This is a genomic window from Streptomyces sp. NPDC003379, from assembly GCF_053589195.1.
In genome coordinates, this window is the sequence record NZ_JBSFRK010000042.1 from 59,302 (window position 1) to 70,485 (window position 11,184).

The window sequence follows — 11,184 nt, forward strand, 5'->3', positions numbered from 1 at the left end:
CGGGAGCCATATGTGTCAGTTGGCATCCTCCGGGCTCTCGCCCTGAGGATCAGGCCTCGGCAGGAGCCTCGGCCGGGGCCTCGGCGGGAGCCTCGGAAGCGGGAGCCTCGGAGGACTCCTCACCCTCGGCAACGTCGCCTTCGGCATCCTCGGAGGCGTTCTGCGAGCGGCCCGGGTTGGCCTTCGCGTCCGCCTTGCGAGCCGCCTGGGCCTCACGGGCCTCGGCCATCGCCTCGGTCTTCTTCTTGTGCGGACCGAGAACCATGATCATGTTTCGGCCGTCCTGCTTCGGGTTCGACTCGATGAACCCGAGGTCCTCGACGTCCGAAGCGAGACGCTGCAGCAGCCGGAAGCCCAGCTCGGGGCGGGACTGCTCGCGACCACGGAACATGATCGTGATCTTGACCTTGTCGCCCTGCTTGAGGAACCGGACGACGTGACCCTTTTTGGTGTCGTAGTCGTGCGGGTCGATCTTCGGCCGGAGCTTCATCTCCTTGATGACCGTGTGCGCCTGGTTCTTGCGCGCCTCACGGGCCTTCATGGCCGACTCGTACTTGAACTTCCCGTAGTCCATGAGCTTGCAGACCGGCGGACGCGCAGTGGCGGCCACCTCGACCAAGTCGAGGTCGTACTCCTGCGCAAGCTCCAGGGCCTTGGCAAGCGGAACAATCCCGACCTGCTCGCCGCTGGGACCGACAAGTCGCACCTCGGGAACGCGAATCCGGTCGTTGATGCGGGGCTCGGCGCTGATGGATCCTCCTCGGTAGCACCACGCGACCGTCTGGCGGACAGCCGCGTTACGTCTGTTGAATGGACCAACCGGACGAGGCCACAAAAAATGCCCCGACCGATCACAGAAGGGGCTCCACGTACTACCGGAGCACCTCCGCGGTGATCGCGGGGCGCACATCGGGCGACCCGAAGCCTCGGGGCTTCGGCCGCCTGACCGGTGACCCGCCGCTCCGGGGAGCGGCCAGGTGGGAGATCGGAGCCTCCACTTGTGGGCCGGATCCTTGCGTTGGCACGCGGGTCTCCGGCCGGTCGTTACACAAGGTTAGCAGCTTGCCCGGGGCGGGGCGAACCGGTGGGCGCACCGGCTCCCGGGGACCGGCGTCCTTGGTGCTCGGCTTATCGTGTGGGACATGAGCGACGCGACCCCCACCCCCGAGTCCCCCGCGGTCCCCGGGCCCGACTCCCCCGACTTCGACGCCTTGACCCGTGACATCGCGGACGTCCCCGCGGTCGAGGTGATCACCACGGTGGCGGTCCACCTGATGAGCGCCGCCGCCGTGAACCTCGGCCTCGCCGAGGGCGGCGAGGGCCACAAGGACCTCGACGAGGCCCGCAAGCTGATCCACTCGCTGGCCGGTCTGATGGACGCGAGCGCCACGGAGATCAGCTCGTTCCACGCGGCGCCGCTGCGTGACGGCCTGAAGTCGCTGCAGCTGGCGTTCCGCGAGGCGTCGGTCGTGGCGGACGAGCCGGGTCAGGGCCCGGGCGAGAAGTACACGGGCCCGGTCTTCGGCTGAGCCTTACGCCGTACGTACGTAGCGCAGCCTCACACCGTACGAACGTAGAGGGGCTCGCCCGGTGGCGTCGCCTCGGCCGGCAGAAGTGCCAGGTCGAGGCCGCGCACCAGGCGGGCCCTCAGTGTTTCGTCGGCGGCGATCCGGCGGGCCACGCGCTGGGCGGCGTCGGCCGGGTCGGCGGACGGGTCGATGACCAGGGCGAGCGTGCCGTCGGAGCTGCCGGGGCCGAGGTGGGCGCGGAGCACGGCCGGCTCGGCGGCGACGGCCGCGCGCACCGCGCCGGTGACGGCGGGGTCGGCGAGCGGGTCGGCGCTGGCGCGGCCCTCGGCGAGGGCGAGCAGCGCGGCCCTGCCCAGCTCGAAGGGGACGGGGCCCGCGAGATCGAGGACGATCGTGTCGGCCTGCTCGTGGGCGGCGGCCTGGAGCGCCTGATGCAGGGGCACGGCGACGGGCCGGGCGGCCGGGTCCCACAGGGCGAGGGCCTCGGTGGAGGTGAAGGCGGGCAGCGCCTTGCGGTTTCCGGCCCGGAGAGTGGGAACGGCCATGTCGCTGGTCTTCTCACGGCGCAGCCCGTTCTCGTCCTCCTCGACCTCTCCGAGAACGGCTACGACGGGGACGAGGAGGCGGGCCTTGGCCAGGGCCTCAAGGACGGGACCGTGGGCCGTGCGGTCGCCGGACCAGGCGGTGAGCGCCGCGGCCAGCCGGGGATCGGCGGCGCCGTCGTCGTCGGAGAAGCCGGGGTCGGGAATGTTCTTGTTCGCCACGGTCCGACCCTACAGAGGCGGACCGGGGCGCCCTCGCGGCGGGATGCGTCTGCCCCACCACGGACGGACCGCCACCGCCACCGCGAGCAGGACGACACCGAGATCGACAGCGGGCCCGACATCTTCCTTGACCACGGAACGGCCCGACGGCCCGACCCTACGAAGACGGGTCAGGGCGCCTTCCCGGCGGGATGCGTCGGCCCCACCACAGACGGACCGCCACCGCCGCCGGGCCGACCAGCCCGCAGGGCCGTCGTCCTCCATGGGCGCGGCACAGCCCGCTCCTACGCAGACGGATCAGGGCGCCCACGCGGCGGGCTACGCCTGCCCCGCCACAGACAGACCGCCGCCGCGAGCAGGGCGACGCCAAGGCCGCCAGCCACCGGGCCGGCCCAGCCCGCGGGGCCCTCGTCCTCCTTGGGCGCGTCGGGGCCGGGGCCGAAGTACTTATTGTCGTACGCCGTCGCCCGCAGCTTGTCCTGCTTGAGCTTGCCTGCTCGGGTGAGGGCCGCCGCCGGGTCGATCTGGCCGAAGCCCCGGGAGTCGTCGCGGCCGCCGGGCGGGGCGGCGCGGGCGGTGTCCTCCAGGAGTTGCTTGATCTGCGCGGGCGTGAGGCCGGGGTGGGCGGCGCGGATAAGGGCGACGGCGCCCGAGACGAAGGCGGAGGCGGCGCTGGTGCCCCAGCCCTCGTAGTACTTGCGGTCGGGGTCGGCGATGACGATGTCGTCGCCGGGCGCGGCGACGGTGGCGTACCAGCGGCGGGTGGAGAAGGAGGCGCGGGCGCCGTTCTCGTCGACGGCCGTCGCGGCGATCACGCCGGGGTAGGCGGCCGGGTAGGAGATGTGGTCGCCGCGCTCGCCGCCGTTGCCCGCGGAGGCGACGACGGCGACGCCCTTCTTCAGGGCGTACTGGACGGCGGCGTCCTCGGCCGGTTCGGGGTGGGCGGACTTGGAGTCGTCGCCGAGGGAGAGGTTGATGACGTCCGCACCGTGGTCGGCGGCCCAGCGGATGCCTTCCGCGAGCGCGTTGCCGCGGGTGTTGCGGGCCTTCTTGCGGGCGGGGTCGCCGTCTTCGAGGATCACGCGGATCGGCAGGATCTTCGCTTCGGGCGCGATGCCGAGTACGCCGTCACCGCGGCCCTCGCCGTGTCCGTGGCCCGCGATGATGCCGGCCATGGCGGTGCCGTGCCGGGCCCAGGGCCGGTCGCCGCGGCGCGCCCCGAAACCGACCATGTCCTTGCCCTGGAGAACGTTCCCGGCGAGGTCCGGGTGCTGGTCGTCGATGCCGGTGTCCAGGACCGCGACGGTGATGCCGCTGCCCCTGGTGGTCTGCCAGACCTGGCCGGTACTCATGGCGTCCAGGCCCCACTGCTGGGCGCGGATGCCGTCGTTGGCGTGCGCCGGGGTGGCGGGGGCGAGGGCCAGCGCGGCGGCGAGCGCGACGGTGAGCGCGGTGTGTCGCGGGAGCCCCGTCGTTCGCCCGGAGGGCGGGCCCTGCGAGGTCTGGCGCATGTTCGCGGCGTGCCGGGCGGAGGCGGCAACACTTGTACGGACTATCCGTACTGACCGTACTGACCGTACTGCCCGGAATATCCGGACTGCCCGGACTCTTCCGCCACGCCCCAGCGGCTCGCGGGCCCTCATCACGCCTTCTCCGCCTTCGCGATGGTCTTGCGCAGGCCCCGCTCGACACGGTCGGCGATGCCCTTCGCCTCGTGGCCGAGGCCGGACTGGGCGGGTGCCGAACCGGTGTTGCTGCCCATCGCCTCGGTGGCGGGCTCGGGGTCCGTGACGGCGCGGCCGTCGGCGAATCCGGACACGGCGTACGCGACGACGGGCGCGTCCGGCAGCACGGACACCGTCCAGGACGCCCGCTGGGCGTCGCCGAAGCCTTCGGCGGCCGTGCCCTTGGCCGCGTACGTCCGGGGCATGAGGTCGGGGCGCCGGCCGAGCCCCTCTTCCGTGAAGCGCTCGCGCAGCGCCCGCATGCCGTCGGCGTCCGCCTTGGTGAACAGCAGGCCCACGGTGGTGACATGGCTGCTGGTCGCGTCGGTGTACGTGGCACGGAGCAGCCGCAGACAGCCGGCCGGCGCGAGGGCCTTGCGCAGCAGCGGGTCGAAGGCGGCCTCGCAGCCGCTGTCCGGGGCGACGGCGATCCGGGTCCAGGACCGGTCGGCGCCGCCGGGCCCCGCGCCTTCCCCCTTGAGGGTGGGCGGGAAGAGCCGGTCGACGGGAACGCTGTGCCAGAGGTCACCGGTGACCGCGTACGCGCTGCGAGTGCCCCCGGTCGCCGAGGACTCACCGGTCAGCCAACTGCCGGTAACGGCACCGCCGATGAGTCCGAGCCCAAGAACGACACAGGCCGCGGCGGCGACCGCCCGGGGCCGGGCCCAGGCACCGACGGGGCGCAGCCGGGTGGTGGTGTCGTCGTACAGAGCGGGCCGCGCAAAGAACACGAAGGGACGCCCGGTGCCGGACTTCGGGGTCAGGTCGACGGCTCCGGGGGTGCGGCGGGCGGTGGTTTTCCGGGGTGGGAGTGTGCTGTGGGTGGTGGTCGGCCGGGCCGAGGGCGGGGGTGGGGGTGAGGGTGGGGCATCGGTGACGGTCGGCTGGAGTGTGGGCGCCTCGTCGGCGACGGTTGCCCGGGACGCGGGCCGGTCACTGGCGACGGCCACCCGAGGTGCGGGCGCTTTGGCGGCGGCCGTTGCCGGGGGGGCGGGCAGGTCACTGGCGACGGCCTCTCGGGGCGCGGATGCCTCGTCGGCGACGGTTGCCCGAGGTCCAGAGGAGTCGCCGGCGACGGCCGCCCGGCGCAGGGGCGCGTTGTCAGCGGCGGTTGCCCGAGGTGATGGCCGGTCACTGGCAACGGCTGGCCGGGACAGAGGCACACTGTCGACGACACTCGGCCAGGACGCGGGCGCCTCGTCAGCGACGGTTGCCCGGGACGCGGGCCGGTCACTGGCGACGGCCACCCGAGGTGCGGGCGCTTTGGCGGCGGCCGTTGCCGGGGGGGCGGGCCGGTCACTGGTGACGGCCTCTCGGGGCGCGGATGCCTCGTCAGCGACGGGCCGCAGCCGTGGCGTGGGTGCCTCGTCGGCGACGGTTGCCCGGGGTGCCGGCCGGTCACTGGCAACGGCTGGCCGGGACAGAGGCACGCTGTCGACGACACTCGGCCAGGACGCGGGCGCCTCGTCAGCGACGGTTGCCCGAGGTGCTGGCCGGTCACTGGCAACGGCTGGCCGGGACAGGGGCGCGTTGTCGGCGACGGTGGCCCGGGACGCGGGCGCCTCGTCGGCGGCGGTTGCCCGGGACGCGAGCGCCTCATCCGCGGCGGCCGGTCGGGGTTCGGGGACCTTGTCAGCGGCGGTGCGGCGGGCCGCCTCTGTGAAAGGGGCCAGGAGCGCTTCGATTTGGGACGCGTGGTCGGGGGGGACGGGGGCGGCCGGGGGGCGCGGGGCGTTGAGGAGCCAGTCCTCGTCGACCGGGGGGCGCACGTCGGGGAAGCGGGCGGACGCCACGGGGGGCGGCTCGGGCGGCGGGGCCGTGGGGCGGGGCGGCGCGGTGGGGCGCGGGGGAATCGGGGTGGGTCCCGCCTCCGTGCTCATGCTCCCCCGTCTCCTCGCGCTCCGGCTGCCGGAACGCTCGGCCCGGCGAGGCTCCGTGCGCGTCACTCTACGGGCAGACGCACGGCGTACGGGAACCCAGTCCGGGCCACCGGGTGATCTGCCCGGATCATCCCCCTACCCTCGGGTAATCGCGTCTGGCAGGCTTCCGCCATGACTGGCCTCGCCGCAGACCGAGCCCGCTACGACCGGGCCACCGCACACCTCGACGCCCCCGTCGCGATCGTCGACCTGGACGCGTTCGACGTCAATGCCGACGACCTCGTGCGCCGGGCCGGCGGCAAGCCGATCCGCGTCGCGAGCAAGTCCGTACGCTGCCGGGCCCTGCTCGAACGGGTCCTCGCCCGCGACGGCTTCGCCGGGATCATGTCGTTCACGCTCGCCGAGTCGATATGGCTGGCCCGCTCCGGGTTCGACGACGTACTGCTCGCCTACCCCTCGGCCGACCGCGCCGGTTTCGCGGAGCTGACCGCCGACCCGAAGCTCGCGGCCGCCGTGACCGTGATGGTCGACGACCCGGCGCAGCTGCGGCTGATCGACGGGGCGAGGGACGGCGGCACGGAGGACGTGCGGGTCTGTCTGGAGTTGGATACGTCCTTCCAGCCGCTCGGCGGGCGCGTGCGGATCGGTGCGCTCCGTTCGCCTCTGCACTCCCCCGCGCAAGTGGCCGCGCTGGCCCGCGCCCTCACCCGGCGGCCCGGGTTCCGGCTCGTGGGCGTCATGGCGTACGAAGGCCACGTCGCCGGGGTGGGGGACGCGGTCGACGGGCATCCGGCGCGCTCGCGGGCGATCCGGATGATGCAGGCCGCGGCCCGCAAGGAGCTGGCGCAGCGCCGGGCGAGGGCCATCGACGCGGTGCGGGCGGTCGTGCCGGACCTGGAGTTCGTGAACGGCGGCGGGACGGGCAGCGTGCAGCACACCGCGGCCGAGCACGCGGTGACGGAGATCGCCGCGGGGTCGGGGCTCTTCGTACCGCGGCTCTTCGACAACTACACGTCGTTCAGCGGGCGTCCGGCCGCTCTCTTCGCGCAGCCCGTGGTGCGCAGGCCGGGGCCGGGGACCGTGACGGTGCTCGGCGGCGGCTATCCCGCGTCGGGGGTCGCGGGCCCCGACCGCTCACCGGTGCCGTATCTCCCGGAGGGGCTGCGGTACGACCCGCAGGAGGGCGCCGGCGAGGTGCAGACGCCGCTGCACGGCGGCCCGGCGGACGATCTGCTGATCGGCGACAAGGTGTGGTTCCGGCACGCCAAGGCCGGGGAGCTGTGCGAGCGGTTCGACACGCTGCGCCTGGTGGAGGGCGACAAGGTGACGGGGAGCGTCCCGACGTACCGGGGCGAGGGCCGCACCTTCCTCTGATACCTGAGGGGTGGGGCCCTGTCCCGAGGGGGGCCCTGTCCCGAGGGTCCCTGTCCCGAGGGGCTTACGGCGTCGCGCCGACGTCCTCGCCCACTCCGCCGCCCGTGCCGCTGTCGTCGACCGAGCGGATCCCCTTGACGACGCGGTCCATGTCGGAGAGGGGCGGCGCGTCCTTGGCGACGTCGATGGAGAGGCGGACGATGACCATCGGTTCGGAGCCGATGCTGGACTTGAAGGCCACCGACTGCACGTACCCTCCGGACGCCTTGCCGGTCCGGACCCTCCAGCGCACGTAGTAGCCACTGCGGCCCGCGACGGCCACCGTTCCTTCCTTGACCTTCTCGTGTCCGGTCATGCCGCCGTAGAGCTCGGAGTCGAGGACGTTCTTGTCGTAGATGTTCTTGGCCGCGTCCTCGATGTCGTCCCTGGCCAGCGCCTTGGGGGACGTCTCGTCGGTGGAGGTCACCGTGCGCGAGGTGACCTGGCCGTAGCGGCAGATGCCCGAGTCGCCCGGGCAGTCGAAGGTGTCCGGCGTCTGGAGGGTCGGCTCGTCGTGGATGGCGCCCTCGGCCTTCTCCCACCCGTCGATGACGGGGATCGTTATGCCGTTGAGGTCGTCGACGAGGACGTCGGGGTTCGGGTCCGGCGTCTTCGTCGACGTCTTCGTCGGCGTCTGCGTGGGGCTCTCGCTCTCCTCCGTCGCGACCGGGGTGCTCGGCGCCGCGGCGCCGGCCTCCGGGTCGCCGTCGTCCCTGCCGAGGACGACGACGCCCGTGACGATCGACGCGACGAGTACGGCCCCGGCGGCGGCGAGCGCGATGATCTTCGCGCGGCCGCCGCCGGAGGGCGCCGGAGCGATCACCGCCGTCGCGGAGGGGTCCGGCGCCGGACCGAAGCCCTGCTGCCCCGGGTCCTGTACCGAGGTCTGGACCGGGATCTGGACCGGCGCCGTCTGGAGGTTCTCCGGGGCGCGCCGGTGCTCGGTCCACGCGGTCCCGTCCCACCAGCGCTCGACGGAGGGCTGGTTCGGGTCCGGGTACCAGCCGGGCGGAGGCGTCATGCTCATCCCGGCACTCTAGGTCGTGCCGCGACGATCAGTACACCGAGTCACGCTGGTCGGGCACGACCGAGCCGTCCTCGCGGAGCACCGGGCCCTTGCCGTCGCCGTGTTCGTTGTACGCGGCGGTCGAGCACGGGTACAGGTCGGTCTTCCGCGGCATCGGCTCGATGAACATCGGGTTCACGACCCAGCGGCCGTCGGCGTTGTCGTACGCGCGGCACATGAACTCGCTCTTGTTGCGGTTCAGCACGAGGTGCGCGCCGGTGGCGTCACCGACGAACGTCACGTCCGTGTCGGCGTCACCGCCGCCGAGTGCGATGCGGTGGTTCCAGTCCTGCTTGTCCCAGGCGGACTTGCCCTTGATCCCGAAGATCTCCTGGTTGATCCAGCACCGCTTGCCGTCGATGTACGGGATGGCCTCGCCCTTGTTGACGGGCACCCCGCCGCAGCCCTGGTTCCAGGCGGTGATGCGGCCCTCGCGGTCGAGGACGGAGCGGATGGCGATGGTGTGCGCGCGGTCGATGCCCACGCTCTTCGACCACACCTCGGTGACGGGCTCGGAGCCCGCCGAGACGATGTAGACGTCGAAGCCGGCCTTCTTGAGGGTGCGGATCAGGTCGCGCTGCTGGTCGTAGTAGCGGACGTAGCCGGGGATCTCGTGCGTGCCGACGGTCTGCGTGGCGCCGACCGGGGCGGCGAGCGCCTCCTTGCGGGCCTTCGCCGCGTACGACTCCAGTTCGGGGACGGTGTGCCCGGCGAAGAGCTGCGGCACCCAGGCGTACTGCGGGACGGTGTGGCGGTGGTCCCACTTCCCCGCGAAGGCGGCGGCGCCGCTCATCGTCTTCCCGTCCTCGCGCACCTCGAAGATCTCGTCGGCGCAGGCGGTGTCCGTGGAGGTCGGCAGGGGCCTGCCGACGGGCACGTCGGTGCCGCAGGCGCGGGTCAGGGCGCGGTCCGCGTCGTCCGTCATCCACTTGCTGGTGGACTTCCAGCTCTTGGGGCGCAGGATCTTGTCATGCCGCAGGGACCAGGCGATGGTCGCGTCGGTGACGTCGTTCTTGGCGACCGTGTTGTCCCAGTCGAAGGCGGCGACCGGGCGGTGCTTCTTGGCGTCGCCGTGTCCGAGGCGGGCGTTCGAGCAGCGTCCGCGCTCGTCGATCATCCGCTGGAGCCTGGCGCGGTTGTCGCCGTGCCAGGTCAGCTTCTTCGACAGCTGCGGGCAATGGGCGTTGGTGGTACGGGGGTTCGCGGGCGTGGCGGCGGCCGCGGGGAGAGCTGCCGGCACGGCCGCCAGGGTGGCGGCGGCAGCCAGGGTCAGCGCCAAAGTCTTTCTGTTACGCATGTGAGTGGACCGTACATCCTTCCTGCTGTCGTGACGACGCATGTCTACTGTGCCGCCGAAGTCGCCGCAGCCGTCGAACCCCTCGACGTCCCGTGCACCGTGTCCTTCTGTTCGGGGATCACCGAGCCGTCCGTGCGGCGCACCGGGCCTGCCCCGCCGTCCCGTTCGGTGTAGCCGGTGGTCGCGCAGGGGTACGGGTCGGCCTTCTCGCCCTTGGGCTCGATGAACATGGGGTTGACCAGCCAGCGGCGGTCGTCGTTGTCGTACGCCCTGCACATCAGTTCGTTCTTGTTGCGGTTCAGGACGAGCCGCAGACCGGTGGCGTCGCGCAGGAAGGAGATGTCCGTGTCGGAGTCGCCGGCGGCGAACACCTGCCGCCGCTGCGCCGGTTGGACCTTCTCGGCGGCGGCGCCGCGCACGCCGTAGATCTCCTTGTTGATCCAGCACCGCTTGCCGTCGATGTACGTGATCATCGAGTCGTCGCCGTCCTTGGCGGTGCCGCAGCCCTTGAGGTGCGCGGTCTGCCTGCCGTGCGCGGTGACGTTGCGGATGCCGATGGTGTGCCGGGCGTCGATGCCCACGCCTCCCTTTCCGGCGGCCCAGACCTCGGCGACCGGCTCCGGCGAGGCGGAGACGACGTACACGTCGAAGCCCGCCTTCTTCAGGGTGCGGATCAGGTCGCGCTGCTGGTCGTAGTAGCGGACCCAGCCGGTGACCTCGTGGGTGCCGACGCGCTGCGACGCGCCGACGGGCGCGGCGAGGTTCTCCTCGCGGGCGGCGGCCGCGAACCGCTTGACCTGGCGGGTGGTCCAGCCGCGGGTGAGCTGGGCGAGCCAGGCGTACCGCGGTTCCATGCGGCGGTGGTCGAAGCCGTCGAAGGCGGCCCTGCCCGAGGTCGTGGTGCCCTCGCTGTAGACGGAGAGGATCTCGTCGGCGCAGGCGGTGCCTCGGGCGGTGTTCCGGTGCGTGGGCAGGGTGGTGCCGGTGGCGGGGCAGGCCTTCGCCAGGGCCTTGGCAGCCGGGGTGGTGAGGTAGCGGCTCGTGGTGCGCCAGTCGCCCCGCTCGGGCGCGCGTATCTTGCCGTTGCGCAGCAGCCAGAACATGGTGGCGTCGCCGACGTCGTTCTTGATGACGGTGTTGTCCCAGTCGAAGGTGGCGACCGGCTTGGCGCCGCGGCCGTCACCGCAGCGGCCGTACTGGTCCACCATGCGCTGGAGTCTGGCCCTGTTGTCGCCGTACCAGCCTTCGGAGACGGTCGGTGTGGGGCACTTCTCGGCCTTCGGCCCAGGGTGCTGTGTTGCTTCGGCGGTGGCCTGGACGCCGAGGAGGCCGGTCCCCGCGACGGCGAGCACGGCGGCTGCGGCGGTGCAGCGGCGCTTGAGGTTCATGTACACGCTCCCGTGTTTACGCAGGTCGGGCGGGGGGGGGGGGGCCCCCCCCCCCCGGGGGGGGGGGGGGGGGGGGTAGGAGAGGGGGGGGGGGGGGGGCCCCCGGGGGCCCCCCCCCGCGGG

Annotated in this window: 9 protein-coding genes; 2 read left to right on the plus strand and 7 right to left on the minus strand. The window is 72.8% G+C overall.

Going from position 1 to position 11,184, the window contains the following annotated elements; translation table 11 throughout:
* Positions 1 to 49 precede the first annotated feature (49 nt).
* On the minus strand, positions 50 to 751 hold the full coding sequence (gene infC / locus ACWDVB_RS31710) for a translation initiation factor IF-3 (RefSeq protein WP_451518194.1): 702 nt from the start codon (positions 749 to 751) through the stop codon (positions 50 to 52).
* 391 nt (positions 752 to 1,142) lie between these two features.
* On the opposite strand from infC, the gene ACWDVB_RS31715 reads away from it, so the two are divergent.
* Positions 1,143 to 1,529: a DUF1844 domain-containing protein gene (locus tag ACWDVB_RS31715; protein WP_451518186.1), complete on the plus strand. Its 387-nt coding sequence runs from the start codon at positions 1,143 to 1,145 to the stop codon at positions 1,527 to 1,529.
* 29 nt (positions 1,530 to 1,558) lie between these two features.
* Here the strand turns inward: ACWDVB_RS31715 and ACWDVB_RS31720 are convergent, their stop codons facing one another.
* From ACWDVB_RS31720 to ACWDVB_RS31730, 3 genes are all read right to left on the minus strand, one after another.
* Complete coding sequence (locus ACWDVB_RS31720; protein WP_451518187.1) at positions 1,559 to 2,293, minus strand: SseB family protein; 735 nt, start codon at positions 2,291 to 2,293, stop codon at positions 1,559 to 1,561.
* Between the two features lie 284 nt (positions 2,294 to 2,577).
* On the minus strand, positions 2,578 to 3,804 hold the full coding sequence (gene mycP / locus ACWDVB_RS31725; RefSeq protein WP_451518188.1) for a type VII secretion-associated serine protease mycosin: 1,227 nt from the start codon (positions 3,802 to 3,804) through the stop codon (positions 2,578 to 2,580).
* Positions 3,805 to 3,935: 131 nt separating this feature from the next.
* Entirely contained in the window at positions 3,936 to 4,967 is a 1,032-nt protein-coding gene (locus ACWDVB_RS31730) for a hypothetical protein (RefSeq protein WP_451518189.1), read from the minus strand.
* Between the two features lie 1,101 nt (positions 4,968 to 6,068).
* Between ACWDVB_RS31730 and ACWDVB_RS31735 the strand changes: the two genes are divergently transcribed.
* Positions 6,069 to 7,271 (plus strand): amino acid deaminase/aldolase, encoded by a 1,203-nt coding sequence (locus tag ACWDVB_RS31735; protein ID WP_451518190.1) that lies wholly within the window; start codon positions 6,069 to 6,071, stop codon positions 7,269 to 7,271.
* A gap of 64 nt (positions 7,272 to 7,335) precedes the next feature.
* Here the strand turns inward: ACWDVB_RS31735 and ACWDVB_RS31740 are convergent, their stop codons facing one another.
* From ACWDVB_RS31740 to ACWDVB_RS31750, 3 genes are read right to left on the minus strand one after another with little or no spacing between them, the layout of a single operon-like run.
* Complete coding sequence (locus ACWDVB_RS31740; RefSeq protein ID WP_451612011.1) at positions 7,336 to 8,337, minus strand: DUF2510 domain-containing protein; 1,002 nt, start codon at positions 8,335 to 8,337, stop codon at positions 7,336 to 7,338.
* Between the two features lie 28 nt (positions 8,338 to 8,365).
* On the minus strand, positions 8,366 to 9,673 hold the full coding sequence (locus ACWDVB_RS31745; protein ID WP_451519407.1) for a haloacid dehalogenase-like hydrolase: 1,308 nt from the start codon (positions 9,671 to 9,673) through the stop codon (positions 8,366 to 8,368).
* Positions 9,674 to 9,717: 44 nt separating this feature from the next.
* A complete protein-coding gene (locus tag ACWDVB_RS31750; RefSeq protein WP_451519406.1) occupies positions 9,718 to 11,061 on the minus strand; it encodes a haloacid dehalogenase-like hydrolase in 1,344 nt (447 codons plus the stop codon).
* Between the last annotated feature and the right edge of the window lie 123 nt (positions 11,062 to 11,184).

Bases quoted from the DNA above. Each gene is read 5' to 3' on its own strand.
- ACWDVB_RS31715 (WP_451518186.1), top strand. From the start codon at position 1,143: ATGAGCGACGCGACCCCCACCCCCGAGTCCCCCGCGGTCCCCGGGCCC.
- mycP (WP_451518188.1), bottom strand. From the start codon at position 3,804: ATGCGCCAGACCTCGCAGGGCCCGCCCTCCGGGCGAACGACGGGGCTC.
- ACWDVB_RS31735 (WP_451518190.1), top strand. From the start codon at position 6,069: ATGACTGGCCTCGCCGCAGACCGAGCCCGCTACGACCGGGCCACCGCA.
- ACWDVB_RS31740 (WP_451612011.1), bottom strand. From the start codon at position 8,337: ATGAGCATGACGCCTCCGCCCGGCTGGTACCCGGACCCGAACCAGCCC.
- ACWDVB_RS31745 (WP_451519407.1), bottom strand. From the start codon at position 9,673: ATGCGTAACAGAAAGACTTTGGCGCTGACCCTGGCTGCCGCCGCCACC.
- ACWDVB_RS31750 (WP_451519406.1), bottom strand. From the start codon at position 11,061: ATGAACCTCAAGCGCCGCTGCACCGCCGCAGCCGCCGTGCTCGCCGTC.